Here is a 25,036-nt window from a genome sequence, read left to right as displayed (position 1 = left end):
AAATCGAGTGATTCGACTGTTCGCCGGAAGCACGGGGCGCAGAAGGCGTCCGGTGCTTTCTGCCCGCAGCGGGAGCCGCGACGCGCAGGGCGAGGAGAGTGACTGTCGGCAGGTGCCGTCACGAGGAGCGACGGTCAACGGCCGGGCCGCCGAGGCGGCCTGAGGACCGGTGTGCTCGCGCCGGCGAAGCCGGCTTGGAGCAGGTCCGCGAACTAGTCGGGAGTCGTGTCGGAGTCGAACGTGGGAGCCGCTGCAGCGACGACGCGCTGTCCGGTCACCTGTGTTGCCCCGGCCGGAATCGGCCAGAAGATCGAGTCGCCCTGGATGCCTGCGGAACCCGCAGAGCCTGCGGCGCCACCGGTGAGGCTGCCCGACGAGACGGTGCCGGCGGGAGCCGCCGGAACCGGGCCGGGCGTGGGGCCGGAAGGCGCTGCCGGGGCGGAGCCACCGGCAGGCGTCGAGGAGTGCGAGGCAGCCGAGTCGAGCGCGGCGAGCCAGCTCGGCATGGCGCCGGAAGAATCAGAAGCGAGCAGGATGCTACGGCTCGCGGTCGCGGACGAGGCGTCTTCGGTCGTCGCGCTGTCGCCTGCCGAGATGCTGGCCTGGGCAAGGACGCCACTGGCGCCCGCGCTCGCTCCGGAAGTGCCGGGCTGCGTCGGCGCTGTGCCGCTCGACGGCGGTCCGACGACGACCGGCGGCACGACGATCGGCGGCACACCGGGCAGGCTCGGCGAGGCGGCTCCGTCGGCAAGAGCCGAGACCGTCTGGTCGACTGTCGAGACCACCGGATCGGTGATCGTGGCGACGAGGTGGTCGCCCGTGATGGTGGACAGGCCGGGGACCGAGTCGACCACGCCGTCGACCGTGGTGGCCACGGGAGTGACGAGCTGAGACACCAGGTCGGCGTCGGCCACCGTGTCGAGCACCTGGGTGACGGCCGGGGCGACCTGGGCGACGATCTGGTGGACGGGCGCAACAGGCTCGGTGGCCTTCGAAACCACGCCGAGGGCCCCGGTGACGGATGACCCGGCAGCTTTCGTGACGTCGGTCGTCACCCGCGTGGCGGGCGTCGTCACGGCCGTGACGACCTTGCCGACGGGGTGGGCGAGGCCGGTGCTCGACGGGGTCTGCTGGGGCGCTGCGACCGTGGCCGAAGCGGGGGAGCGACCGGCGTGGCGGCAGGCGCCGCAGGGCGCGCCACGGGCGCCGCGGGGTGAGAAGCGGGCGCCGCAGGAGGGGTGGCCACGTGAGTTGCCGGCGCGGCGGGAGCCGCCGGATGGGGGACCGGAGCGGGTGCTGCGTGCGGAGCCGACGTGACGGCGTGCAGCACGGAAGCGACCGGTGTCGTGACAGCGCGCACGAGGTCTCGGACCGGTTCGGACCGCGGTGCCACCGGCTTGGGAGCGGGCTGCGCGTGCGCGACGACGCCGGCGCTGACGGAGTGTGAGGCCACGGGCGCCGGGGCCGCCGACGCCGACTGCGACGAGAGAGCGAGACCCAGCACCACGAACCCGCCGGAGACGGCTCCGGCGAGGAGAAGACGGCGTGCAAAGGCCCGCACCCTGTGCGGGCTGTCTGCCGTGTGTGCCACGGCGGCCGTCTGATCCACGGCGTCACCTCGGTGATGGATCGTTGAAGTTCTCGAGGCTGGTAAGACCTCGAGTGGCGGTGGTTGGCCGCCCGATCTCTGGACCATACCCCTCTGTCTGCCCGTACGTCCAGCACTCTGTCCAGTGAGCGCCATCTTGTACCCCGGCACGGGCTGATTGCCCCTCGAAAGCGCAGGGAGGGAGGCCCGCGATAGGCTCGGCCCGATGTTCGAACTCCATCATCTGAGTGCCCAGGAACAGTACGACTGGCTTCGCCGCGGCGAGGTCTCGCCCCGCGAACTCGTCGACCACTATCTCAAGCGGGTGGGGCGTCTCGATCCTGCCGTCGGCGCCTTCGTCACGGTGACGGCCGATGCGGCTCGGGCACGCGCGGATGCCCTCGCGGAGGGCGGTCGGAGCGCAGCACCCCTCTGGGGCCTCTCACTTGCCGACAAGGATCTCTACGACCGAGCGGGAGTCGCGACGGGGGCGGGATCGCGGCTCTCTCGCGGGCGCGTGGCGACCGTCGACGCAGGGATCGTCGAGGCCGTCGACACGGCGGGGGCCATCAGCCTCGGAAAGACGGCGACACCGGAGTTCGGGCTGACGTCGTACACCGAGTCGCTGATCGGACCGCCGACCCGCAATCCGTACGACCTCGCGCTCGGCCCCGGCGGGTCGAGCGGGGAGCGGCGGCGGCGGTCGCAGCCGGTCTGCTTCCGTTCGCACCGGGTTCGGACGGCGGTGGATCGATCCGTATTCCCGCTTCGGCGACCGGCCTCGTGGGCCTGAAGCCGTCTCGCGGGCGCGTGCCCTCCCAGTCGGGGATCGCGAGTCTCGGTGGCCTCGCCGTCGGCGGACCACTCGCCCGGACGGTGGCAGACGCCGGCATGCTGCTCGATGCCCTCGTGTCGCCCGACGGTCACCCGCCGCGCGACCTCTACGCACTCAGGGCGCCGCAGAGCCCGGACGGCTCCTTCCTCGGCTCGGCCGTCCGCGGGGAGGGGCGATTCCGCATCGGGGTCACGACGCAGAGCCCCTGGGACGACACCTACGACGTGCGGCTCGACCCCTCCGTCCACGAGGCCCTGGCTGTCACCCTCGAGCACCTCGCCGCCGTCGGCCACGAGATCGACGAGGCGACCCTGCCGGCGACCGACTACGGGCGCTGGTTCACCGTGCTGTGGAAGGCCGGAGCCGCGTCCATTCCCGCCGAAGGGAATGATCTCGACCTCCTCGAGCCGATCACGCGCTGGCTGGTCGAGCACGGTCGAGCGCTCTCGGCCCGCGACCTCGCCCAGGCCCTGTCCGGGCTCACCGCGTTCGAGCGCACCGTGATCGCCGCGTTCGAGCCCTACGATGCCGTCCTCACGCCGACGGTGGCGCTGCCGCCGCGACCGATCGGCTGGTACGACGCGGAAGACGCCGAGCGGAATTTCGAGCAGCAGTGCCTCTACGCCCCGTTCACCTCGTTCGTGAACGTCAGCGGCCTGCCGGCGATCTCGCTGCCGGTGGCCGAGGTCGACGGTCTCCCGGTCGGCGTGCAGCTCATCGGCCGCCCCGGTCGAGAAGACGTGCTGCTCTCCATCGGCGCGCAGCTCGAGCGACGCCTCCGCTGGCAGCGGCGACACCCGCCCGGCTGGTAGCGGCGACACCCGCCCGGCTGGTAGCGGCCCCGGCGAGCAGCCCCGGCGGACCGCTCCCCAGCGACCGGAGCGAGCTGTCGTCACCGACGCGACCACTGCCTCAGCGAGGCGACTACTCGCGGGGCGGAGCGACGTCGAGCGTGGGTACGGCGGCGATCAACCGCCTCGTGTACTCGTGCGTCGGTGCGTGCAGGACGTCGTGCGTGGGGCCCTGTTCGACGATCCGCCCGCTCTTCATGACCGCGACCCGGTCGGAAAGGTGGTTCACCAGCCCGAGGTCGTGCGACACGATGAGCAGAGCGAGCCCGCGCTCCTCGCGGAGCGATGCCAGCAGCGAGAGGATCTGCGCCCGAACGGTGACGTCGAGGGCGCTCAGGGGCTCGTCACCCACGAGCAGCTTGGGCGAGTGCACGAGAGCCCTGGCGATCGCGATCCGCTGTCTCTGACCCCCGCTGAACTCGTGCGGGTACCGGTCGAGCAGCGAGTCGAAGGCGCCGGCCGCGAGCCCGACCCGATCGAGCTGCGCGAGGACGAGCGCGCGGTGGTCGCCCGGGACGTCGAGGGCTCGCAGCGGTTCCGCGACGATGTCGAGGACGCGCATCCGGGGATCGAGGGAGGAGTAGGGATCCTGCAGGACGATTCCCGTGTCGCGCCGCAGCCAGCGCAGGTCGCGGGCGCGGCCCGGCGCGACCGGACGGCCGTCGAAGGCGACGGAGCCGCGGGTGGCCGTGTCGAGGGCGAGGAGGATCTTGACGAGCGTCGACTTCCCGGAGCCGGATTCGCCGATCAGACCGACGCTCTCCGACGCGCCGACCGTGAGCGACGCGTCGACGACCGCGTGCCGGACGACACCCGGCGTGAACAGCGACTGCCGGGGCAGTACGAAGTCGCGCCCGACCCCGCGCGCTTCCAGGAGCACGTCGGCGCCCGCGCTCACGAGACGCTCCAGGGGCTCACGACGCGCTCCAGGTCGTCGCCCGGGCCGCGGCGACGAGGCCGCGGGTCACGGGGTGTTCCGGCGCGTGCAGGATCCGCCCCACCGTGCCCTGCTCGATGGCCCGCCCCTGCGCCAGGACGACGACGTCGTCGGTGATCTGAGCCAGCACGGCCAGGTCGTGCGTCACGAACACGAGGGTCGCCCCTCGCTCTTCGACGAGGCGCCGGAACAGCGCGAGGATCTCGGCCTGCGTCGTGACGTCGAGGGCGGTCGTGGGTTCGTCGGCGAGGATCAGCGCCGGCTCGGCGATCAGGGCGATGGCGATGCCCACCCGCTGCCGCTGCCCGCCGGAGAGCTGGTGCGGATACAGGTCGACGATGGTCGCAGGATCGGGGAGCCCCACCTCGCGCGCCGCTGCGATGGCCCTGGCGCGGGCTTCGCGCTTGGACAGCCTGTCGTGCAGACGCAGCGGCTCGGCGATCTGGCGCCCGATGGTGTGGAGAGGGTTGAGGGCCGAGAGCGGATCTTGGAACACCGTGCCGACCTGGGAGCCGCGCACGCGGGCGAGCTCGCGCTCGGAGAGGCCGACGAGTTCGCGTCCGTCGAGCCGGATGCTGCCGGTGACCGTGGCCTCGTCCGGGGCGAGACCGATCACCGAGAGGACCGTCAGCGATTTGCCCGACCCGGACTCGCCGATCAGCCCCAGCCGGTCGCCGCCGGCGACCGAGAAACTGAGGTCGTCGACCACGCGCCGCCCGCCGATGTCGACGCTGAGGCCGTTCACGTCGAGGGTCATGATGGTTCTCCTCTCGTCGAGACGTCGTCCGTCACGCGCAACTCGCCGCTCACCGTGGCTGCCGGCGGTGATGTGCGCACGGCCGATGCGTCGCTGGGGCCGGACGACCGCAGACGCGGGTCGGACGCCTCCCGCAGGGCATCGCCGAGCAGGTTGAACGCCAGGACGGTGAGGGTGATCGCGAGGCCCGGCCAGAGGACACTGCCCGGGTGGATGGCGATGTACACCTGCAGATCGTTGAGCAGACGCCCCCAGGACGCCGTCGACGCGGAGGCTCCGTAGCCGAGGTAGGACAGCCCGGCCTCGGCCAGGATGGACGACGCCATGGCCAGCGACAGCTGCACGACGAAGGTCGGCGCCACGTTCGGCAGCAGGTGCCGGACGAGGACCCCGCCGGGGCCGACGCCCGAGGCGCGGGCCGCGAGCACGTAGTCGGTGCGGGAGACGCGGCGGATCTCGCTGCGCGACACCCGGGCGATGTTGACACCGAAGCCTATGCCGACCGCCGCGATCACCACGCCCAGCGAGCCGCCCAGGATGGACGCCAGCAGCATGGCGATGAGGATGGTGGGAAACGCGATCAGAATGTCGATGAGAACGGCGGTGGACTCTCGGATCCAGCGCGCCGTGAGGGAGCCGAGGGCTGAGAGCCCGATCCCCACCGCGGAGGCGAGCAACCCCGCCAGGATCGCCACGATCACGGTCGTGCGGGTCGCGGCGAACACGTAGCTGAAGACGTCGCGACCGATGCCGTCGGTGCCGAAGAGGTGCTGCAGCGACGGGGTCTTCCACGCGCTGTAAGGATCGGTGTCGAACGGATCGAGAGGCGTCCAGAAGCTCGACACGATCGCCGAGACGAGGAGCAGCAGGATCCAGCACGCGGCCGCGACACCCGCCGGCCGTCGCAGCAGCTCCGTGAACCAGGTGCGTCGACGGGGCGCCCCGGCCTTCGCCGAGGAACTCATTCGCCCGGCTCCCGGAGCCGCGGGTCGACGGCCCGGTGGATCGAGTCGACGAGGAAGCCGAGGACCAGGACGAGGCCGGTGAGGGCGAGCAGCTCGCCCTGCACCTTGGTGAGGTCACGCACTCCGACGTCGGAGACCAGCATCCTGCCCACGCCCGGAAGGGCGAAGAGCTGCTCGACGAGCACGGCTCCGACGAGCAGGGCGGCGAGCTGGACGCCGAGCACCGACACGACGCTGAGCATCACGTTCGGGAGCCCGTGCGTGATGACGGCCCGCGTGCGCGTCATGCCCTTGGCCGCTGCGGTCCGGACGTAGTCTTCGGACACCGCTCCGAGAGTGGCCGAGCGGGTGAAGCGCAGGATCACGGCGCCCTCGATCACGCCGATGGTCAGCGCGGGCAGGAGAAGGCTCTTGAGCGCCTGCCCGGGCTCGGCCCAACCGTCGCTCGGGTACCCCTGCGTGGGGAAGATCCTGATCGCGACAGCGAAGACCGCGATCAGGATCATCCCGCCCCAGACGGCCGGAACCGCAGCGAACGCCTGGGCGACCACGGAGATCGCGGTGCCGCTGAAGGAGCGCCGCTTGAGCGCCGACAGCACCCCGAGGGGGATTCCGAGCACCAGCCCGATGACGAGCGACAGACCCGCCAGCGGGAGTGTCACCGTGAGCTTCTGCGTGAGCTGCGAGGTGACCGACGAGCCGGTCACGAGGGACGTTCCGAGGTCGCCGTGCGCGATCCCGCCCAGCCATGATCCGTACTGGACGATCAGGGGCCGGTCGAGTCCGAGATTCTGACGGATCGCCGCGATCTGGGCGGGGGTGCCCTGCGTGCCCGCAATCACCTGCGCGACGTCACCGGAGAGCAGGCGCAGAGTGAAGAAGATCAGGGCACTCGCCACGAGAAGCCCGAGGAGGAGCAGGACGAGGCGCGACAGGACGAAGCGGGCCACTACGACTTCGCGAGCTTCGCCAGGTCGAGGCGGGCGGAGGTCGACGACGTCGGGAAGCCCGTGATGTCGTCGTGCACCGCGGTGAGCGTCGTCGCGGTGTAGAGCCAATCGGCCGGCGCGTCTTCCGCGACGAGCTTGGCGGCCTCGGCGAGCTTCTGGTCGACCACCTTCGGGTCGGTCGCCGCCAGCGACTCGGCGTAGAGGGTCTGAACCTTCTTGTTGTCGTAGTTGAAGTAGTACGCGGGGTTGGCCCAGTTGCCGAAGTCGTGCGATTCGGCGTGGTCGACGATGCTCAGGTCGTAGTTCTTGCCGACGAGGACGTTGTTGATCCAGGTGGTGAAGTCGGTCTGCTTGACGACGAGGGTGATGCCGACCTTCTTGAGCTGCGAGGTGAGCAGGTCGCCGATCGACGCCGGGTAGAAGTTCGCGTAGGTGAGGTGGAGGGTCAGGTTGGTCTTGCCCGCCGCCTTCAGCAACTTCTTCGCGTCGGTCGGGTCGTAGGAGTCGACGCTCGACAGATCTCGGTAGCCGGGGTCGAGCGCGGGGATGGGGCCGCCCTGCGTGACGCCGGCACCGCCCAGGGCCTTGATGATGGCCTTGTTGTCGATCGCCTCGCGGATCGCCTTGCGCACGCGGATGTCGGTGAACGGCGCCTTGGCGTTGTTGAAGGCGAGCGTGTACTTGTCGGTGGTCTTGCCCGATTTCAGCGAGATGCCGCTGACGCCGGTGAGTTGCGAGGTGAGCGTGCCGTCGACGGCGGTCTGGACGTCGACGTCGCCCGAGATGACGGCGTTGATGGCGGCCGAGGGGCTCGTGTAGTACTTGAAGACGATGCCTTTGACCTTGGCCTTTACGCCCCAGTAGTCGGAGAAGCGGCTGAGGCGGATGTTGTCGCCCTGCTTCCAGCTGGCGAGCGTGTAGGGCCCGGTGCCGTTGGCCGTGGTCTTGAGGTCGTTCGTCGCGGCCTGCTCGAGGACGAGGCCGGCGCGGCCACTGAGGGCCCAGAGCAGGTTCGAGTCGGGCTTCGACAGCGTGATCGTGATCGTCTTGGCGTCGGGCGCGGTGATGCTCGAGACGCTCGCCAGGTCAGCCGCGTTCTGGTAGGTCGAGGCGTTCTTCTTGACCTGCTCGAGCGACCACACGACGTCGGAGGCCTTGAGCGCGGCGCCGTCGTCGAACCGGACACCGCTGTTGAGGGTGAACGTGTAGGTGAGCGCATCGGACGAGATCGTGTGGCTCTTGGCGAGCACATCGACGATCTTGTTGGTGGAGGTACGACCGACGAGCCCCTGGTAGACGTTGTCGATCAGCACCTGATCGAGGGCGATGCCGGCCGTGGTGCGGATGTCGAGATCGGTGGGTTCGAGGACGAGACCGACGTTGACCGTGGCAGAGGTGTCGGGCTTGCCGGTCTGGGTGGTCGTCGTGCCGGAGGAGGAGCACCCGGCCGCGACCAGGGCGGTGACGAGCGCCACGGAGGCAGCTGCAAGAATTCGGGCGGGACGCATGGGCTGGGCGGACCTTTCTGGGCCGCTGCGGCAGACACGATTCGTGATCGAGGCACGCCGCAGAACGGAGGGAAACCGTGTCATCGGCGATCACGGAGTGCTGGGAGACCCCTGTCGCTGGTGAACAGGATGTCGCTGCGGAACCCCTCGTCGCTTGTGAACGAAGGATCGCCCCCACCGCGGGTCGCTGCTGAACCCGTGGCCAGGAGAGAAATTACCACGCCGCACCCCCTGTTGCGGTCACGTGTTACGCCCCGGGAAGCGAATGTCGAAACACCGTGAGTTCGCCGAGCCGCTGGCGCAATAGGTAAGCCTTACCTACTATTGAGAACACCATGTTCCTTGAAAGTCGCGAGCCCGAGCTCCAGCCCTCCGCCATCCGTGTGTTCTTCGCCGGCGACGCCTCGGCGATCGACGACATTCAGACGATGCTCGAGGTTCTCCCCATCTGCGCGCGCGGCCAGGTCTTCATCGAGGTCGACGACCAGAGTCAGATCCTGCCCGTCGAGGCCCCGGGCCGTGTCACGGTGAGCTGGCTCGACCGCTCGCGCCGCTCCGGCCGCCCCGGCACGGGCGAACGCTGCACACCCGGCTTCGCCCTCGACCGCGCGACGAGGGCCTGGTTGGGCGAATTCTTCGTCGACCGCGATGCGCTCACCTCGAGCGACTACGTGTTCTGGATCGGCGGCCCCGCGGGCTTCGCCTACGACCTCCGCCACGATCTGGCCGAGATCTTCCACGCCGAGCCCTCCGCCGTCTGACTCGCGCGTCACTCGACGCGCGCCAGGGGGACCACCAGCGGCGTGTGAGACTGCGGGTCGTCGATGATCTCGCAGGGGAGCCCGAAGACCGCTTCGACGAGGTCGGCGGTGAGGACGGACGCGGGCGTGCCCTGCGCGACGATCCTGCCGTCTTTCATGACGACCAGGTGCGTGGCGTAGCGGGCCGCCTGGTTGAGGTCGTGCAGAACGACCACGAGGGTGCGGCCCTCTCGGTGCAGCCGCGCGCACAGTTCGAGCACCTCGTACTGGTGGGCGATGTCGAGGAACGTCGTGGGCTCGTCGAGGAGGAGCAGCTCGGTCTGCTGGGCGAGCGCCATGGCGATCCAGGCGCGTTGGCGCTGACCGCCGGAGAGCTCGGCCACCTGGCGATCGGCCAGCTCGGTGATGCTGGTCGCCGTCAGGGCGGCGTCGACCGCCTGTTCGTCCGTGGTCGACCACTGCCGGAGCAGCCCCTGGTGAGGAAGCGGCCGCGCCCGACGAGGTCCCGCACCGTGATCGACTCGGGCGCGATGGGGCTCTGCGGCAGCATGCCGAGGCGCTTGGCGATCTCCTTCGACCGGTAGCTGCCGATCGGTTTCCCCGCGAGCTCGACCGTGCCGGCCGTGGGCTTCAGGGTTCGGGCGAGCGCCTTGAGGAGGGTCGACTTGCCGCACGCGTTCGGCCCGATGATCACCGTGAGATCGCCGTCGGGCACGTCGAACGAGAGGTCGTCGGCGACGACCCGGTCGTCGTAGGCGAGGCGGAGACCTCGCGCCTCGAGGGTGGAGGCCATCAGACCGTTCCTTTCTTCCACTCGCGAACGAGCAGGTAACCGAGATAGACGCCGCCGACGACGGCGGTGAGCAGGCCGACCGGGAGCTGGACGCCGAAGGGAGACTGCTGCACGAGCAGGTCGGCGAAGGTCATGATGACGGCGCCCATCAGACCGGAGAGCAGGATCCCCGCACCCGGAGCCCGAGCGAGTCTCCTGGCGACCTGCGGTGCCGTGAGTGCGACGAACGAGATCGGCCCGGCGGCGGCCACCGACGCCGTCGCCAGCCCGATGGCCGTCAGGATCACGAGAGTTCGCGTCGGGTTCGAGCGTGCCCCGAGCGAGTCGGCGAGTTCGTCGCCCATCTCGATCAGGTCGAGGCGCCGGCCGAGCACGAGGGCGCAGGGCACCAGGACGAGCACGGGAATCCCGACGGTCGCGACGTCGCTCCACTGTCGGTCGGCCAGGGTCCCGTTGATGTACGCCGCCAAGGTGGTCGCCTGCTGCTGCCCGACCCGGGTCATGACGAACTGGATGAAGGCGACGGCCATCGCCGACACCCCGATTCCCACCAGGATCATGCGACCTGGCGACGAGAATCCGCGCCCGGTGCCGATCCACACCAGGGCCATCGCACTGAGGGCTCCGATCAGGGCGCCGACCGGCGTGGGCAGGATCCCGGGGAGCAGCAGCGTGAAAGCCGCCGCACCCGCGCTCGCGCCGGAGCCGAGTCCGATCACGTCCGGACTCCCCAGCGGGTTCCGCGTGACCGTCTGGAAGAGGGCTCCGGCGACGCCGAGCGCCGCTCCCGTGCCCAGCGCAGTGACGAGGCGGGGCCCGCGCAGGATGGTGAGCACGAACGAGGCGCGGGCGTCGGGTGGCGAGACGAGGGCGGACGGAAGCTGCCACAGCGGGATGCCGAGCGAGCCCAGTGTGAGGGTGAGCACCGACAGCACCAGCAACGCGAGGGCGAGCGACGCGCCGATGACGAGCGACCTGCGGCGAACGGGGATGCTGAGCCAGTGGCCCGCTCGCAGGACCGGGCGGGCGCGCGGTGGGGCGACCGTCGTCGATCCTGCGCGGTTCTCGACCGCCGTCACGCTCGACCCCGCATGCGGCGGACGGCCATCAGCAGGACGGGCGCGCCGAGGAACGCCGTGACGACTCCCACCTCGAGTTCCTGCGGGCTGGCCACGATCCGACCGAGCACGTCCGCGAGGAGAAGGAGAGCGGGACCGAGGAGTGCGCTGTAGGGCAGGAGCCACCGGTGGTCGTCTCCGGTGAAGGTCCGGACGATGTGCGGCACGGCGAGCCCGATGAAGGCGATCGGCCCGACCGCGGCCGTGCTGCCCGCGCACAGCAGCGCCGCCGCGAGTGCACCGAGGACGCGCGTTCGACCGACCTTGGCCCCGAGTGCGGTTGCGGTGTCGTCGCCGAGGGCCAGGGCGTTGAGCGATCCCGGGAGGAACAGGGCCAGGACGAATCCGGCGATGAGGTACGGGAGGACCTGCCCGATGAGGGCGGGATCGCGGCCGGCCAGCGACCCCAGCACCCAGAAGCGGTAGCTCTCGAAGGCGTCGGGGTGCGTGAGGGTGACGGCTTGGATGTAGGCGCTGAGGATCGCCGTGATGACGGCGCCGGCCAGGACGAGCTTCACGGGCGTCGCCCCGCGTCTGCCCGAGCCGAGGGCGTAGACGGCGACGACGGCCACCAGAGCACCGGGAAGGGCCAGCCACACGCGCTCCTGCCCGGTTCCGACGCCGAAGAAGGCGAGACCGGTGACGATGGTCGCGGCGGCTCCGACGTTGATGCCGAGGAGGCCGGGGTCGCCGAGGGGATTCCGGGTGAGCCCCTGCATGATGACGCCGGAGACCGCGAGGGCCGACCCGCAGAGCAGGCCGAGCACCGTGCGAGGGATTCGCGACTGCACGACGGTGTCGTCGAAGCTGGAACCCGGGTCGATCAGGGCGTTCCACACCGTCTCCGGCGGGACGAATCTCGTGCCGACGGCGATGCTGAGCAGTGCGGCGACCGCGAGGACGAAGGCGGCGAGGGCGAGGCCGGGGGCGAGTCGCGCCACGCCCGACTTCGCATCGCGGCGCGGGCCGGAGCCCGGGCGTCCGGCCCTCGCTGCGGAGAGGAGAGGTGCGTCAGCCAACCTTCTCGGCGGCCTTCTTGATCATCGGGACGTAGCGGTCGATCACCCAGGGCACGCTGAGCGGCGTGATGAAGGTGGAGCCCATCACGAATTGCTCGTCGTAGGACGACACGACGGAGCCCCGCTTGATGGCGGGGATCGAGGCCACGAGCGGCTGAGAGTTCACCTGCTTCTGGTTCTTCGCGTCGTAATACCAGGTGAAGAGGAGATCGCTCGAATCGAGGAGGTTGGACTTCTCGAGCCCGATGGTGCCGATGTACGAGCCCTTGGGCGGCGTGATCCCGACGAGCTCCTTGCTCTCGGTGAGACCCATGGCGCTCAGGAGCGCCACGCGCGGGTCGCCCTTGAGGTAGACCGAGAGCGTGCCCGGGTTGCCGATGGAGACGTAGGCGAAGGTGTATTTCGAGAACTCCGGGTTGGCCTTCTTGACGGCAGCGAGGTCGGACGTGATGCCGGCGATCAGACTCTCGGCCTTCTTCGGCTTGCCGACGGCTTTCCCGAGGATCGAGATCTGGTCGTCCCACGTCGTCTGCCAGGCGCCGCCCGGATACGCGACCGTGGGCGCCAGCGCGCTGAGGGTCTTGTACTGCGCGGGGGTGATGCCCGACTGCGGAGCTACGATCAGGTCGGGGTTCAGCTCGGCGAGAGACGTCATGTCGATGTCCGGGTCGACGGCGAAGGTCGTCGGGAGCTTCTTGCCCATCTTCTGGATCGCGGCGGTGACCCAGGGGAGTCGCCGTGCTCGTCGCCGCCGAAGGTGACCTTCTCGATACCCACCGGTACGACTCCGAGGGCGACGAGGGTGTCGGCCGAGCCCCACCCGATGGTGACGACGCGCTTCGGGGCGGCGGTGATGGTGGCTTTCCCGAGAGCGGACGGGATGGTCACGGGGAACGCGCCGGCTTCGCTCCCGCTCGAGGCGGAGCGCTCGGCGCGGCTTCCGGAGGAGGACGTGCTGCAGGCGGCGAGCGAGAGGGCGAGACCGAGGGCCACGACTCCGGCCGCGACGCGGCGCAGGACAGGGGTGATCACGGGAGGGTTCCTTTCTGAAGCCCCGCGGTGTGGGGCCGGTGGTGGTGACTAGTTCTCGGCCCGGCCGAGTCGCCAGTAGCCCATGAAGGCCACCTGCTGGCGGTCGATGCCGATCTCGCTGACGAGGAAACGGCGGAGGGTCTTGATGGCTCCGGCCTCGCCCGCCAGCCAGGCGTAGAAGTCGCCCGTCAGTCGGCCGCCTTCCGGCACTTCCCAGAGGATGTCGTGGTCGATGTCGACGTCCGCCAGGCTGGCGGGATCGAGGGCCGCCCCGTGATGCTTGGCCGTCACGAAGCGGGCGGTCCAGTCGCGCACCGCGGCGACGAGCGGTGCGCCGTAGGTCGCCGCCTGCGAGGCGCGAGGAAGCCAGTGCACGTCGATGCCTTCGGGGGCCTCGAGGGTCAGGATGTCGTCGTCGGAGGCGACTTCGAGGAAGACACAGCCCGCGGCATCCGGCTCGAGCTGCGCCAGGATCGCGGAGATGGCCGGTACTGCGGTCTCGTCACCGGCGAGCAGGACGGTGCTCGCACCGGCCGGGTTCCATTCGATGCCTCCGCCGAGAGCGGCGCCGCGAACGTCGGGACCGACCAGGACCATCTCGTCGCCCACGCGTGCTTTCGACACCCACGCCGACGCGGGTCCTGTGTCGCCGTGGGCGACGAAGTCGACGTCGACCTCTCGTTCGGCGGGCCGGATCGCCCGTGCCGTGTAGGTGCGGAAGACGTTGCGCTCCTCGTTGCCGAGGGCTCGCCAGGCGGTCCACCAATCGGTGTCGGACGGGAAGCGCGAGTAGCCGTGTTCGGCGTGCGGCAGGACGACCTTGATTCGCTGGTCGAAGCCGGTGTCGCCGAAGTGGGCCAGCTCGTCGCCCGAGAACGTGACTCGAGTGAAGTGGGGGCTGAGTGTCGTCACTCGCGAGACCGTCACAGGGAAGATGCCGTGCGCCGGTCGGGTCGGGGTGGAAGTTAGCACACCCTAACTATGGCATGCCTTACCTAAATTTCGCTGCCCAGACCGACCAATTCGGAGCTGCGCTCCCAGACCGCCTCGGCCAGCTGGACGTTCTTCGCCTGCGGCGCCTGGCGACCGAAGGGCTTCAGCTGGTCGAAGTAGGTGCCGCTCGGAACGCCGATCGTCGTCGGCCCGGCGAGTTGGATCAGGGGCACGGCGCCGGCGTCCGCCGAGATCCCGTAGTTGCCGTGAGTGAGGAGATTCACCATCCGCATCGAGGCGGAGTCGCCTCCGAATCCGGTCGAGACGAAACCCGGGTGAAAGGCGAATGCGGCGACACTCGTTCGTGCGGCGAGCTGGGAGACGAACATGTTGGTGAGCAGCTTGCTCGTCCCGTACGCGCGCCAACCACCGACCCAGGCGCGCTTCTTCCAGTTGAGGTCGTCCAGGCGAACGTGACCCAACAGGTTGGCCGTGCTGGACGTGGACACGACTCGCCCGCCGCTCTCGATCAGGCGAGGGAGGAGAAGTCTGGTCAGCAGAAACGGGGCGAGGTGGTTGGACTGGAGCGTGCGCTCGAATCCGTCGGCCGTGACCTCGCGGCGACTCACGAGACCGCCCGCGTTGTTGGCCAGGACGTCGATGCGCGCGTGGGCGTCGAGCAGGGTGTCGGCGAGTCTCCTCACATTGTCGAGGCGGTCGAAGTCGGCGACGTGCGCCACGCCGCCCACCGCATCGGCGACGGCTCGAGTTCGTTCGGGATTCCGGCCCACGACGGCGACGGTGGCGCCCCCGCTGGCCAGGGCGACGGCGGCTTTGCGCCCGATGCCGCTCGAGGCTCCCGTCAGGACGATGGTGCGCGGCGTGGTCATCGATAGCCGCCTTTCTCGAGTCCGGCCTCGATCTCGAATCGATTGGTGAGCGCGTCGCGGCCGGCGATCGCGTAGAGGAAAGGCATGAGCATGCCGTACTTCTTCCATTGGGCGACGTGCACGGCCTCGTGCTCGAGGACGTCGTCGCCGTCGTTGTCGCGGGTCAGGTAGACCCGCCCGACGCAGGTGCCGCCGCGACGGAAGACCCAGCGGGGAGCCCGGAGCAGACGATGAGGTCGCCGACGAAGCGGATGCGCCCCGTGCTCAGCGGAACGCCGATCACGAGAGCGACTCCCGTCGCGAAGGAGCAGCCCGCCCGCGAGATCGGCGAGTCGAGCAGCGGGTTCTTCACGGGCGACCGTAGGTGTCGAGCAGTCGCAGCCAGATCTCGCTCACCGTCGGGTACGACGGCACGGCGTGCCAGAGACGGTCGATCGGCACCTCGGCGACGACCGCGACGGTCGCGGCGTGAAGCAGGTCGGAGACCTCCGGTCCGACGAAGGTCGCACCGACGATGACCTTCTTCGCCTCGTCGACGACGAGGCGCGCCTGCCCCTTGTAGGTGTCCGACTTGAGGCTGGATCCTGCCACGGCGGCCAGGTCGTAGTCGACGACTTTCACGTCGACGCCCTGCTTGGTCGCAGCGTCGGCCGTGAGCCCGACGCTGGCGACCTCGGGCGTGGTGAAGGTCACCTGGGGCACTGCTGCGAGATCGGCTGTGGCGACGTGTGCACCCCAGGGCTCCGTGTGGAGCTCCTTGCCGAGCGCCCTGGCAGCGATGACCTCACCGGCCGCGCGAGCCTGGTACTTGCCCTGGTGGGTGAGGAGGGCGCGGTGGTTGACGTCGCCGACTCCGTAGAGCCAGTCGGTGCCGTGGACGAGCAGGGTGTCGTCGACGTGGAGCCAGTCGCCCGGCTCGATCCCGACGTTCTCGAGTCCGAGATCGTCCGTGCGCGGGAGCCGGCCGGTGGCCACCAGGATCTCGTCGGTCACGACGACCGTGCCGTCGGAGAGGGTCGTCTCGACGAGCCCGTGCTCGGTGCGGAGGACCGATGTCGGCGACGTGGACAGACGCAGGTCGACCCCGAGCTCTTTCAGGGAGTCGGCGACCAGCTCGCCGGCGAAGGGCTCCTGTCCGCTCAACAGACCGCTCCGGCTGGCCAGCGTCACCGTGGCGCCCAACTGCTGGTAGGCGGTCGCCATCTCGGCGGCGACCACGCCGCCGCCGATGATCATGAGGCTTTGGGGGATCACCTTGACGCTGGTGGCCTCACGGCTCGTCCACGGCTCGGCCTCGGCGAGGCCGGGCACGTCGGGAAGGAGCGCGGTGCTGCCGGTCACCGCCGCGACGGCGTACGTCGCCGTGTGGACCTCACCGTCGACCGTCACCTCGCGGACCCCCGTGATGGTCGCGTGCCCGCGGAGCAGGTCGATGCCGGCGCCCGCGACCCACTCGGCCTGCGACGAGTCGTCCCAGTTGCTGGTGAACGAATCGCGACGGTTGAGGACCGCCTGCACGTCGAGTTCGCCGGTGACGGCTTCTCGGGCCCCGCCGACGGCCTTCGCACCGTCGAGGACGGTGCTGCTCATCAAGAGGGCCTTCGACGGCATGCAGGCCCAGTACGAGCATTCGCCGCCGACGAGTTCGGCTTCGACGAGCGCCACTTTCAAGCCACCGCGGGTGGCGTAGTCCGCCACGTTCTCGCCGACTGCTCCGGCGCCGATCACGATCAGGTCATAAGTCGTCATGGACCGAACGTATCGCCCGCCAGGCCCGGCTGCCTGGCAATGTCGCGAATTCAGCGAACCAGAGCAGCGCTTCGCGGGTACGGTCCGTGGTGACGGTGCGAACGCGCCCGTCTAATCGACTCAAGGAGGCTCGCATGGGACTCAGCGACAAGATCCAGAACGCCGCGCAGGATGCCACCGGCAAGGCTAAAGAAGCCGTCGGCAAGGCCACCGACAACGAGAGCCTCGAAGCAGAGGGTCACGGAGATCAGGCGAAGGCTTCGGCCAAGAAGGCCGGCGAGAACGTGAAAGACGTCTTCAAGTCCTGACGTGCTGAGCTGCGTCTGATCGACCACGTCCGAAGGCCCGTTCCTCCACGGAGAGCGGGCCTTCGTCGCGTCTACTTGCCGGTGAAGGTGGCGTCTCCGCGGGCCTGGAACGACTGCATTCCCAGCCTGGAGTCGTCCGTCTGCATCAGGCTCACGAGTGCCGGCTGGAGCGCCTGCTCCGCCGCCCGCTCGCCCTCGCGGACAGCGAGCCTCGCGTTGGCGAGAGTGGCCTGAACGGCCAGAGGCGCCTGGTCGGCGATCCGGTGCGCCAGGTCGTAGGCGCGGTTGTAGACCTGATCGTTGAAGACGACCTCCTGGACCAGACCGATTCGCAGGGCCTCCCGGGCGTCGAAGGTCTCGCCCGTCAGCATCCAGCGCATCGCGTTTCCCCAGCCCACGCGCGCGGGGAATCGCGTGGTGGCTCCGCCGAAGGGCAGGATGCCCCGGCGCACCTCCATCTGACCGAAGCGCGTCGTCTTGGCCGAGATGACGATGTCGCTCACCAGCGCCAGCTCGACACCGAGAGTGAGGCAGGTGCCCTGGACGGCCATCACGACCGGTTTCGACAGCTGTGTTCCGTCGACCTGCCACGGGTGCACACCGCCCTCGGGGACGATGTCGAGACCATCGGCCGTGACCGCGCCCGCGACGTCGGCGAGGTCGAGCCCGGCCGTGAAGTGCTCGCCGCGGGCGAAGAGCAGCCCGCACCAGAGATCGGGATCGTTCTCGAGGAGGCCGTAAGCGAGGGAGAGTTCGCGCAGCATGCGGAGATCGGCGGCGTTGCGTTTCTCCTCGCGGTCCAGCCCGATCAGCAGGACGTGGCCGTCACGCTCGACGCTGACACGGGGCCGGGAGTCGTCGTAGTCCGGGGTCTTGGTACGCGGAGTCATGGCTCGATGGTACGGGGCCGCGGGCGTCGTCGCGGCGGCTCGAGTCAGCGGGCGAGGGCGCCGACGAGGCGCAGGATCGTGCCCAGGTCGTCCGCGGCAGCCTCCGCCGTCGCCGGGGCGAACGAGCAGATGCCGGCGCCGGTGAGCTCGAACCGCTCTCGGAGCGCGTGGATGACGGCGACGAGTGCGGCCGGCTCGAGGCCGAACGGCTGCGGGTCGAGGAGACCGTCGAAGGTCGAGGGGTCGAGCACGTCGAGGTCGATGTGGATGTAGATCGACGAGGCTCCGGTTCTGGCGACCGCATCGACGACCTCCTGCGGGTCGAGGTCGAACGCGCTCACGGTGGCGATACCAGCCTCGTCGACGAAGGCGTCTTCGGCGTCGTCGAAGCTGCGCGTGCCGGCCAGCACCACACGAGACGGAGGGATCGCCGGGGAGGCGGTGGCGATGCCGCTGGAGCGGAGCTCGGCGTCGGCGCGCCCGAGGAGGGCACCCAGGACGATGCCGCTGAAGGCGCCGCTCTCGCTCGACTCGGGAGAGTGGAGGTCGGGATGCGCGTCGAACCACACGACGCAGGTGTCGTCGCGGTAGGCGTGAGCGACGGCGGCGAACTCGACGCCGCAGTCGCCGCCGACGACGAGGGCGGGCTCGGTCGAGCCGGTCAGTTCGGCCGAGAGGGCGTCGGCGATAGCGCCCACGGCTGAGAGGCGATGAATGGTTGTGCCGAGGGCGTCGCCGGCCCCCACCGGGACCTCGACCATCGTGCTCGCCTTCGCCGGCAGGTCACCGAAGATGGCATTGGCACCGTCGGACAGTCTCATGGCTCGCGACGAGGGAGAACCCTGCCACTGCGGTACTGCAACGAACCTCACGAGCGACAGTCTTCCACGAGAGACTCGCCCCGGCCGAGGAGGCGGCCGGGGCGAGTCGTTGAGGGTGAGCAGGATCAGGAGCCCAGCGGCTTCGAGTCCCAGTGCTCGACGGGAGACGACGAACCGCTCAGTTTGAGCTGGGCGAGGCGGGCCTCGACCTCGGTCTGGGAGTCGAGTTCGTCGAGGCTCTCGAACTGCGCGTCCAGGCTGGACGACTGGAGCTCCTGCTGGCCCAGGACCTTTGCCTCTTCGCGCCGGATCTTGTCTTCGAATCGACCGAGGTCGCTCGTCGGGTCGAGGACGTTGATGCTGCCGATGGCGTCGTTGACCTTGCCCTGCGCCTCGGCCATCTTCGAGCGTGCGACGAGCTCGTTGCGTTTGTTGTTGAGATCCTGGAGCTTCTGCTCCATGCCGGTCAGGCCCTTCTTGAGCTTGTCCACGACCTCGGTCTGCTGGGCGATGGTCGGCTCCGCGTCTTTGGCCTCCTTCTCGCTCGACAGCTGACGTCCGATGGCCACCTTGGCGAGAGCGTCGAACTTGTCGGCTTCGGTCGTGTTGCCGGAGGTTCGCAGCTCGTCGCCCTTCTTGCTCGCTGCCAGGGCCTTGTTGCCCCAGTCGGCTGCGGCATCGACGTCTTCTTTGTGGTCTTGTTCGAGAAGGCGCAGGTTGCCGATGGTCTCGGCGACGGCGCTCTTGGCATCGGCGATGCTGTTCGTGTAGTCCCGCACGAGCTGGTCGAGCATCAGCTTGGGGTCTTCCGCCTGGTCGATGAGGTTGTTGATGTTGGCCTTCGTGAGTTGCGCGATGCGCCCGAAGATCGACTGCTTTGCCATCGGTGCTTTCCTTTCGTGGTGTCCGGCTGCCGGACGTCGGTTGTGTCGAAGGTGAAGACGTGTCAGGGGAGAGGGAAGGGGCGAGAACGGATCAGAAGCGACCGCCGCTCGAATCGCGGCCGCCTCCGCCGCCACCACCGCCTCCGCCGAAGTCGCCTCCGCCGAAGCCGCCGCCGCCTCCGCCGAAGCCGCCGAACCCTCCGCCGCCTCCGCCGCCACCGTTGAGGAGCCCGCCGATGATGACGCCGGTGAGGATGCCGCCGAGATTGGCTCCGCCCTGGCCTCGACCGCCGCCACCGAGCAGGCCGCCCGCGCCACCGCCGAACATGCCCTGCTGCTGATAGCTGCCCACCTCGGCGTCGGCGTCGTTCACGGCTTGCTGCGCCATGGCCGCTGCCTGCTGGGCCTCCGCCACGGCGGCGGGCGGATTGGAGGTCGCCTGCGCGACGGCCGACTGGAGGTGCCGCTCGGCTTCGGAGAGCCGCGTGCGCGGTCCCGCGCTGATGGCCCCGCGGCGCGTCTCGATGAAGTCGCGTGCGCCACTGATCTGGCTCCGCGCGGTCAGCAGCGCCTGGTCGAGAGCCGCCTGCGCGCGCTGCCGGGACACTTCGGCGTCGCGGACGGCGGCCATGGACGTGTCGATTCGGGTGTTCGCCGCGGTGAGGCGGTCGAGAACGGTCAGCGGGTCGTCTCGATTGGATTCGGCGTAGCCCAAGGCCGCCTGCACATCGGACACGGCACCGGACAGATCGGAGCCCTGAGGGATCGCACCGGCCGGAACCTTCTGCGCCGACTGGATGTCGGAGCGGAGGTCGGCGGTCGCGGCGTCGATGCTCGCCTGCGCGGTGGACAGGGAGGCGCCGGCCTTGTCGATGGCACCGAGCAACTGCTCGACCTGGACGAGAGCCTGTCTGCCCTTCTGGACGGAACCGACCGCTTCGCCCTTTTTGTCCTGCTGGATCTGCGACTCGGCCTCCGTGGCCGACTCGTCGGCGAACTCGAGGAGTTTGTCGGCCTGGTCGGGGTTTCCGGCGATGCTCGACACGGCGCGGGCGGAGTAGGTGCTGCTGAGTGCGGTCAGGGTCGTGACTGCCGACTCCGCGCGCGTCTTGAGCGCCGCGGAATCGTTGCGAAGGCGAGCCGTGTCCTCCGTGACGGTCGCCTCCGAGGCCCGGAGCTTGTCGTAGGCCTCGGACTGCGCCTCGATGTCGGCGTGGGCGCCTTCGCACAGCGCGATGATCTGCTCGGTCCAGGAACGCTTCTGCTCGGGGGTGTCGGGGATGTCGTCGTCGAGCTTCTGGCGGAGCTCGAAGGCCTGGCGTGCCTTCTTCTTGGCCGACTCGACCGCCTCCGCGAACGGGGCGGCGGCCGATTCACCGAACTGCGCGCTGGCGAACCCGACCTCTTGCGAGGCCTGGGTGATCTGATCGTCGATGCCGACCAGCAGGGCTCCGGCTCTTCGATCGAGTTCGGCCTGGCTGGCCTGCTGCTGGGCGTCGGTCGCCTTCTTGCGACGGCGGCGAAGCACGAGCACGATCAGCACGACGATGACGATGACGACGACGACGACCAGGATCGTGACGGGGACCCAGCTCAGATCGGCCGGCCCGTTCGCCTTGTCGATTCCGTTCGCGAGGGCGACCGCTGCTTCCGCCCAGTTCTTGTCGCGGAGTTGCGGTACCAGATCGTTGGTCTCGATGCTCGAGAGGTCGGAACTGGACAGGGTGGAGTCGGAGTCTTTCGAGATGTCGTACAGACGATCCGTCACGGCCACCGAGAGCAGGACGTCGTTCGTGCCGAGGCTGTTCAGCTCGGCGGTCTTGGCCCCCACTGCGCCCGATCGGAGGGGCTCGTGAAGGTCGGCACGTAGACGACGAGGAGGGTGATCCCCGTGTCGGTCTGCAGCGTGTCGAGAGAGGCCTTGATCTTCGTCTTGTCGGCGGCGCTCAGGACGCCGGCCTCGTCGAGGACGTAGGCGCCGTGCAGGTCGACGGGGGCGGTGGCGTGCGCCGCAGGAGCCGGTGCGAGCGTGAGCGCGGCCGCAACGGCGACGAGAACACCCACCACGGCCAACCGAATCGAGTGTGCTCTGGCAGACCGCGGCCTGTGTTCGATGCCGATTTCGCTGTTGCCCAACTCCGCGCTCCCCAGTTCTGTCGTTCCGTGCTGCGTGTCGTACGAGACCCGCCACATCGTCGTAACCAGGCCGCTGCTGGGGAGTCTAGCGATGCCGAGTGTCGCCGGTATGAGTTAATCGACAGGTGCCCCGCTTTCCCGCTCCACTCCTGGCGATCGGCGCCATCTTCTCCTCCAGTTCGGCAGCGCGTTCGCGCGCACCCACTTCGACGAGGTGGGGCCGACGGGCGCGGCGACGCTCCGCCTCGTGTTCGCAGCGGTGATCCTGCTCGTGGTGGTTCGACCGAAGGTCCGACGGTGGAGCCGCCGTCAGTGGCTTGCGGCCGTCGTGCTGGGATTGGCCCTGGCCGGGATGAACTCGCTCATCTACCTCGCGGTGGCCCGCATCCCGCTCGGCGTGGCGGTGACCCTCGAGTTCACGGGCCCGCTGGTGCTCGCGCTGGTGCAGACCCGGCGTCTTCGCGACGCCCTGTGGGCGCTCGTGGCCTTCGCCGGCGTGATCCTGCTCGGTTCGGGCACCACGTCGGGGGTGGCGATCTCCGGAGTGCTGCTGGCCTTCGGAGCGGCGGCCTTCTGGGCCGCCTACATCGTGGCGAGCTCGAGGGTGGGGCGAGTGATCGAGGGCATCGACGGGCTCGTCGTGGCGATCGTGGTGGCAGCCGTCGTCGTGGCGCCGTTCGGGTCCGCGCCCGCCGCGCGCGCGATCGGGCGAGACCCGAGCCTCATCTGGGTGTTCCTGATCGTGGCCGTTGCGACGTCTGCGCTTCCGTACGCCCTCGAGCTCACGGCTCTCAGGACGCTTCCGACGCGCGTGTTCGGCGTGCTCTCGAGTCTCGGCCCGGCGGTCGCCGCCCTCGCCGGGCTGATCGTGATCCGGCAGCGACTCGATCTTCGCGAAGTCATCGCCCTGGTGCTCGTCACGGTCGCCAGCGTCGGCGTCACGGTGGCGCGAGGGCGCGCGGCCGAAGCGACCGCCTCGTGACATCGTTGTCCGCCCGCCGCGAATGGTTGTAACCCGAAATCCGGCGTTACACAGCGTTTTCTCTGGGCGTTCCGGATGCTTTGTACCCTTTCACCGGGTACTGTTCGAATCACGGCCCCACCGATGTCGGTGGGGCAGACAACGTTGTTGAGGGAGGAACACCATGGGTGCTGTTCTGGAGCGAACATCACAGGCCGAAGTGGTTCCGCTGGGTGATGGTTTCAGTCGCGTTTCGACGCCCACCGCGGGCGTGATCGGGTTCGTCAAGGAGAACGACGGGCGCTTCGAGGTGCTTCGCGGCCGCGTGCGGAGCGCAACGCGCGCTGAGGGCGCTTACGGCAGCCTCGATGTCGCGGTGATCGCTCTGACCTACAGCTGATCGGTTCGTCGCACCACACGGCTCGACCCCAGGTCGGGCCGTTCGTGTTTAACCGCTCGGCGAGCACGCGCCGTTCTCCCCAGGATCACTCGGGACGACGTCAGATGCACGAGTTGTCGTAGTCGAAGCGGCCCGAGACGTACTGCGTCATCGTGATCTTTCCGTGCTGCAGCGGCTTGCCCGAGCAGGCGGCCTGTGCGGCGGCGAGGGTCGACGTGCCGATCGGAATCCAGTTCGGCAGCGTGTTCAGGCTGCTCGTCGTCGGAACCGTGCCCGCGATCGTCGACCAGTCCGAGGTCTGCGAGTAGAGCCCGACCGACGCCCCGGCGCGCGTGAAGGACGCCGTCATCCCCTCCAGGTCGGCGATGTTCGACGCCTTCGTCTTCGACCAGGTGCTGCCGGTCTCGACGTCGAGCCACCAGCGGTAGGTCGTCGTCGTCGGGACCCCGCGCGAGGTCACGTCGTCGTAGGCGCGTGAGTAGCCGTACATGTAGGCGCACGCGTTCGAGGTCGGCGTGGTCGCCGTGCAGGTGCCGTAGGGATTCTTCACGGTCGTGCCCGCCGGGTACACGTTGGATTTCGGCCACAGGCTGCTCGCGGTGCCGGGGTTCGCGCCCAGAACGTAGAGGGCCGTCGTCGGCTGGCCGGTTCCGCCGGCGGAGCCCTTCGCCCAGGCCAGCTGCGTCGCGAGGCACGGGTTCGTGTTGTTGGCCAGACCGTCGTTCACGCCGACGACGCCGAAGGCCTGGTTCGTCGGCAGGGCGGAGCCGCACTGCGGCCAGGAGACATCGTTGCCGATGCCGGAGCCGGACGCGCCGGACAGGAAGTAGCCCGAGACATCGAGATACAGGGTGGCCGACCCCGCGGACACCTTGGCCTGCACCGCCTTTTTCGCGACCTTCGCCATCACCAGGTTGGAGATGGTCTGGCGAGCGGTGAAGACCTGAGCCGCGACCGTCGCGTCTGTTCCTCCCGGCGTGATTCGGACGTAGCCGGCCGCGGTGGGGGCCTCCACCTCCGCGTTGACGACGACGCCGGTGGCGGTGCCGGGTACGCCGGAGGTTCCGGCCAGGCTGATCTGCCTCGGGCCGGTCGACACGGCACCCGCGTAGGCACGCGTCGTGTCGATCGGGACGAAGACGGAGCCGGACGACGAGGAGAGTAGTAGCCCGCGACGTCCATGAAGACCGTCGCGGATCCGGCAGAGAGCTTCACCTGCACGGCGCCGCCGCTGAGCTTCGAGATCACGAGATTCGAGATCGTGCGGCCCTTCGTGAAGACCTGGGCGGCGACGGTCGGGTTCTGGCCGTAAGGCGTGACCCGCACGTAGCCGGCCGCCGTCGGAGTCGATACCTCGGTGTTCACCGCGACTGCGGTTGCGCTGCTGGGAACGGCGCCCACGCCGGCGATGGGAACCCGCACCGGCGTCGTCCCGACCTTCTTGCCGAAGAGACGGAAATTCGTGACCGGCGAGTAGGTGGAGGCGGACGAACTGGTGGAGTAATAGCCGGAGACGTCCATGAAGACCTTCGCGGAGCCTGCCGAGAGCTTCGCCTGGATCTTGCCGCCGCTGAGTTTGACGGTGGCCAGGTTGGAGATGGTCTGGCCCTTGGTGAACTCCTGCGTGGCCACGCGAGGATCGCTCCCGGCGGCCGTGACGCGCAGATAGCCCGTCGAAGTCGGAGTCGAGATCTCGACGTTCACGACGACGGCCGTCGCCGCGGACGAGATGCCCCCGTGCCCGGTGATCGGGACCACGACGGGCTTGGTGCCGACGGTGCCGCTGAAGATCCGAGTCGTGTTGACCGGCGTGAATCGGCCGCTCGAGGGTGCTGCCGCGGATGCGGACGAGACGGGTCCGATCCAGCCGACCCCCACGGCGACGAGGGCCAGGGCGAGGACGGGCACGAACAGGCGAGTGACGCGCGGCAGGCTCAACTTCAGCATGGC

The 25,036-nt window shown here is 69.4% G+C and carries 24 protein-coding genes and 3 pseudogenes; 5 read left to right on the top strand and 22 right to left on the bottom strand.

The window, feature by feature from the left end; genetic code table 11:
* Positions 1 to 212 precede the first annotated feature (212 nt).
* Positions 213 to 1,076: a TrbL/VirB6 family protein gene (locus QUE79_RS15970; protein WP_286343936.1), complete on the bottom strand. Its 864-nt coding sequence runs from the start codon at positions 1,074 to 1,076 to the stop codon at positions 213 to 215.
* 738 nt (positions 1,077 to 1,814) lie between these two features.
* Between QUE79_RS15970 and QUE79_RS15965 the strand changes: the two are divergent.
* Positions 1,815 to 3,235: pseudogene (locus tag QUE79_RS15965) on the top strand (amidase).
* 112 nt (positions 3,236 to 3,347) lie between these two features.
* Here the strand turns inward: QUE79_RS15965 and QUE79_RS15960 are convergent.
* The 5 genes from QUE79_RS15960 to QUE79_RS15940 are packed head-to-tail and all read right to left on the bottom strand — an operon-like array spanning position 3,348 to position 8,358.
* On the bottom strand, positions 3,348 to 4,172 hold the full coding sequence (locus tag QUE79_RS15960; protein WP_286343935.1) for an ATP-binding cassette domain-containing protein: 825 nt from the start codon (positions 4,170 to 4,172) through the stop codon (positions 3,348 to 3,350).
* 16 nt (positions 4,173 to 4,188) lie between these two features.
* Positions 4,189 to 4,968 (bottom strand): ABC transporter ATP-binding protein, encoded by a 780-nt coding sequence (locus tag QUE79_RS15955; protein WP_286343934.1) that lies wholly within the window; start codon positions 4,966 to 4,968, stop codon positions 4,189 to 4,191.
* Positions 4,965 to 5,933 carry an ABC transporter permease gene (locus QUE79_RS15950; protein WP_286343933.1) on the bottom strand — a complete coding sequence of 323 codons (969 nt, stop codon included), beginning with the start codon at positions 5,931 to 5,933 and terminating at the stop codon, positions 4,965 to 4,967. The genes QUE79_RS15955 and QUE79_RS15950 overlap by 4 nt, the downstream gene beginning before the upstream one ends.
* Positions 5,930 to 6,883, bottom strand: coding sequence for an ABC transporter permease (locus QUE79_RS15945; RefSeq protein ID WP_286343932.1), 954 nt, complete (start codon positions 6,881 to 6,883; stop codon positions 5,930 to 5,932). Before QUE79_RS15945 ends, QUE79_RS15950 begins: the two co-directional genes overlap by 4 nt.
* A complete protein-coding gene (locus QUE79_RS15940) occupies positions 6,883 to 8,358 on the bottom strand; it encodes an ABC transporter substrate-binding protein (protein ID WP_286343931.1) in 1,476 nt (491 codons plus the stop codon). Before QUE79_RS15940 ends, QUE79_RS15945 begins: the two co-directional genes overlap by 1 nt.
* 368 nt (positions 8,359 to 8,726) lie before the next feature.
* Between QUE79_RS15940 and QUE79_RS15935 the strand changes: the two genes are divergently transcribed.
* A complete protein-coding gene (locus QUE79_RS15935) occupies positions 8,727 to 9,152 on the top strand; it encodes an SIP domain-containing protein (protein ID WP_286343930.1) in 426 nt (141 codons plus the stop codon).
* 8 nt (positions 9,153 to 9,160) lie between these two features.
* Here QUE79_RS15935 and QUE79_RS15930 read toward each other — a convergent pair.
* The 9 genes and pseudogenes from QUE79_RS15930 to QUE79_RS15890 all read right to left on the bottom strand — a co-directional run bounded on the left by QUE79_RS15930 (position 9,161) and on the right by QUE79_RS15890 (position 16,686).
* A pseudogene (locus QUE79_RS15930) lies at positions 9,161 to 9,945 on the bottom strand (ABC transporter ATP-binding protein).
* Positions 9,945 to 11,024 (bottom strand): FecCD family ABC transporter permease, encoded by a 1,080-nt coding sequence (locus tag QUE79_RS15925; RefSeq protein ID WP_286343929.1) that lies wholly within the window; start codon positions 11,022 to 11,024, stop codon positions 9,945 to 9,947. Before QUE79_RS15925 ends, QUE79_RS15930 begins: the two are co-directional and overlap by 1 nt.
* Entirely contained in the window at positions 11,021 to 12,082 is a 1,062-nt protein-coding gene (locus QUE79_RS15920; RefSeq protein ID WP_286343928.1) for a FecCD family ABC transporter permease, read from the bottom strand. Before QUE79_RS15920 ends, QUE79_RS15925 begins: the two co-directional genes overlap by 4 nt.
* The gene (locus QUE79_RS15915) at positions 12,075 to 12,785 is read right to left on the bottom strand and encodes an ABC transporter substrate-binding protein (protein WP_286343927.1); all 711 of its coding nucleotides are present in this window, start codon (positions 12,783 to 12,785) and stop codon (positions 12,075 to 12,077) included. Before QUE79_RS15915 ends, QUE79_RS15920 begins: the two co-directional genes overlap by 8 nt.
* Positions 12,734 to 13,114 (bottom strand): hypothetical protein, encoded by a 381-nt coding sequence (locus tag QUE79_RS15910; protein WP_286343926.1) that lies wholly within the window; start codon positions 13,112 to 13,114, stop codon positions 12,734 to 12,736. The genes QUE79_RS15915 and QUE79_RS15910 overlap by 52 nt, the downstream gene beginning before the upstream one ends.
* A 48-nt stretch (positions 13,115 to 13,162) precedes the next feature.
* Entirely contained in the window at positions 13,163 to 14,026 is an 864-nt protein-coding gene (locus QUE79_RS15905; RefSeq protein WP_286343925.1) for a siderophore-interacting protein, read from the bottom strand.
* An 83-nt stretch (positions 14,027 to 14,109) separates the two neighbouring features.
* Positions 14,110 to 14,937, bottom strand: a complete 828-nt coding sequence (locus tag QUE79_RS15900) for an SDR family NAD(P)-dependent oxidoreductase (protein WP_286343924.1) — start codon at positions 14,935 to 14,937, stop codon at positions 14,110 to 14,112.
* Positions 14,934 to 15,289: pseudogene (locus tag QUE79_RS15895) on the bottom strand (Fe-S oxidoreductase). Before QUE79_RS15895 ends, QUE79_RS15900 begins: the two are co-directional and overlap by 4 nt.
* The gene (locus QUE79_RS15890) at positions 15,286 to 16,686 is read right to left on the bottom strand and encodes a dihydrolipoyl dehydrogenase family protein (protein ID WP_286343923.1); all 1,401 of its coding nucleotides are present in this window, start codon (positions 16,684 to 16,686) and stop codon (positions 15,286 to 15,288) included. Before QUE79_RS15890 ends, QUE79_RS15895 begins: the two are co-directional and overlap by 4 nt.
* 134 nt (positions 16,687 to 16,820) lie before the next feature.
* Between QUE79_RS15890 and QUE79_RS15885 the strand changes: the two genes are divergently transcribed.
* On the top strand, positions 16,821 to 16,994 hold the full coding sequence (locus QUE79_RS15885) for a CsbD family protein (protein WP_286343922.1): 174 nt from the start codon (positions 16,821 to 16,823) through the stop codon (positions 16,992 to 16,994).
* Between the two features lie 71 nt (positions 16,995 to 17,065).
* On the opposite strand, the gene QUE79_RS15880 is transcribed toward QUE79_RS15885, so the two are convergent.
* The 5 genes from QUE79_RS15880 to QUE79_RS15860 form a co-directional block, all read right to left on the bottom strand.
* Positions 17,066 to 17,884: a crotonase/enoyl-CoA hydratase family protein gene (locus QUE79_RS15880; RefSeq protein ID WP_286343921.1), complete on the bottom strand. Its 819-nt coding sequence runs from the start codon at positions 17,882 to 17,884 to the stop codon at positions 17,066 to 17,068.
* Positions 17,885 to 17,928: 44 nt separating this feature from the next.
* The gene (locus tag QUE79_RS15875) at positions 17,929 to 18,705 is read right to left on the bottom strand and encodes an arginase family protein (RefSeq protein WP_286343920.1); all 777 of its coding nucleotides are present in this window, start codon (positions 18,703 to 18,705) and stop codon (positions 17,929 to 17,931) included.
* A 125-nt stretch (positions 18,706 to 18,830) separates the two neighbouring features.
* Positions 18,831 to 19,589, bottom strand: coding sequence for a PspA/IM30 family protein (locus tag QUE79_RS15870; RefSeq protein WP_286343919.1), 759 nt, complete (start codon positions 19,587 to 19,589; stop codon positions 18,831 to 18,833).
* Between the two features lie 91 nt (positions 19,590 to 19,680).
* On the bottom strand, positions 19,681 to 21,420 hold the full coding sequence (locus QUE79_RS15865; RefSeq protein ID WP_286343918.1) for a TPM domain-containing protein: 1,740 nt from the start codon (positions 21,418 to 21,420) through the stop codon (positions 19,681 to 19,683).
* On the bottom strand, positions 21,396 to 21,653 hold the full coding sequence (locus QUE79_RS15860; RefSeq protein ID WP_286343917.1) for a TPM domain-containing protein: 258 nt from the start codon (positions 21,651 to 21,653) through the stop codon (positions 21,396 to 21,398). The genes QUE79_RS15865 and QUE79_RS15860 overlap by 25 nt, the downstream gene beginning before the upstream one ends.
* 286 nt (positions 21,654 to 21,939) lie before the next feature.
* Here QUE79_RS15860 and QUE79_RS15855 point away from each other — a divergent pair, with 286 nt between their 5' ends.
* Together QUE79_RS15855 and QUE79_RS15850 are read left to right on the top strand one after the other, a co-directional pair.
* Positions 21,940 to 22,707 carry an EamA family transporter gene (locus QUE79_RS15855; protein WP_286343916.1) on the top strand — a complete coding sequence of 256 codons (768 nt, stop codon included), beginning with the start codon at positions 21,940 to 21,942 and terminating at the stop codon, positions 22,705 to 22,707.
* 163 nt (positions 22,708 to 22,870) lie between these two features.
* Positions 22,871 to 23,086, top strand: a complete 216-nt coding sequence (locus QUE79_RS15850; RefSeq protein ID WP_286343915.1) for a hypothetical protein — start codon at positions 22,871 to 22,873, stop codon at positions 23,084 to 23,086.
* A gap of 100 nt (positions 23,087 to 23,186) precedes the next feature.
* Here the strand turns inward: QUE79_RS15850 and QUE79_RS15845 are convergent, their stop codons facing one another.
* Complete coding sequence (locus tag QUE79_RS15845; protein ID WP_286343914.1) at positions 23,187 to 23,993, bottom strand: glycoside hydrolase family 25 domain-containing protein; 807 nt, start codon at positions 23,991 to 23,993, stop codon at positions 23,187 to 23,189.
* Positions 23,993 to 25,033 (bottom strand): hypothetical protein, encoded by a 1,041-nt coding sequence (locus QUE79_RS15840; protein WP_286343913.1) that lies wholly within the window; start codon positions 25,031 to 25,033, stop codon positions 23,993 to 23,995. The genes QUE79_RS15845 and QUE79_RS15840 overlap by 1 nt, the downstream gene beginning before the upstream one ends.
* Positions 25,034 to 25,036 lie beyond the last annotated feature (3 nt).

The organism is Frondihabitans sucicola (genome assembly GCF_030296615.1).
Classification (GTDB): Bacteria; Actinomycetota; Actinomycetes; order Actinomycetales; family Microbacteriaceae; genus Frondihabitans; species Frondihabitans sucicola.
This window is presented reverse-complemented; position numbering and strand designations above follow the sequence as displayed.

Bases quoted from the DNA above. Each gene is read 5' to 3' on its own strand.
- QUE79_RS15955 (WP_286343934.1), bottom strand. From the start codon at position 4,968: ATGACCCTCGACGTGAACGGCCTCAGCGTCGACATCGGCGGGCGGCGC.
- QUE79_RS15950 (WP_286343933.1), bottom strand. From the start codon at position 5,933: ATGAGTTCCTCGGCGAAGGCCGGGGCGCCCCGTCGACGCACCTGGTTC.
- QUE79_RS15935 (WP_286343930.1), top strand. From the start codon at position 8,727: ATGTTCCTTGAAAGTCGCGAGCCCGAGCTCCAGCCCTCCGCCATCCGT.
- QUE79_RS15915 (WP_286343927.1), bottom strand. From the start codon at position 12,785: ATGGGCAAGAAGCTCCCGACGACCTTCGCCGTCGACCCGGACATCGAC.
- QUE79_RS15900 (WP_286343924.1), bottom strand. From the start codon at position 14,937: ATGACCACGCCGCGCACCATCGTCCTGACGGGAGCCTCGAGCGGCATC.
- QUE79_RS15890 (WP_286343923.1), bottom strand. From the start codon at position 16,686: ATGACGACTTATGACCTGATCGTGATCGGCGCCGGAGCAGTCGGCGAG.
- QUE79_RS15885 (WP_286343922.1), top strand. From the start codon at position 16,821: ATGGGACTCAGCGACAAGATCCAGAACGCCGCGCAGGATGCCACCGGC.
- QUE79_RS15880 (WP_286343921.1), bottom strand. From the start codon at position 17,884: ATGACTCCGCGTACCAAGACCCCGGACTACGACGACTCCCGGCCCCGT.
- QUE79_RS15875 (WP_286343920.1), bottom strand. From the start codon at position 18,705: ATGAGACTGTCCGACGGTGCCAATGCCATCTTCGGTGACCTGCCGGCG.
- QUE79_RS15870 (WP_286343919.1), bottom strand. From the start codon at position 19,589: ATGGCAAAGCAGTCGATCTTCGGGCGCATCGCGCAACTCACGAAGGCC.
- QUE79_RS15850 (WP_286343915.1), top strand. From the start codon at position 22,871: ATGGGTGCTGTTCTGGAGCGAACATCACAGGCCGAAGTGGTTCCGCTG.
- QUE79_RS15845 (WP_286343914.1), bottom strand. From the start codon at position 23,993: ATGGCGAAGGTCGCGAAAAAGGCGGTGCAGGCCAAGGTGTCCGCGGGG.
- QUE79_RS15840 (WP_286343913.1), bottom strand. From the start codon at position 25,033: ATGCTGAAGTTGAGCCTGCCGCGCGTCACTCGCCTGTTCGTGCCCGTC.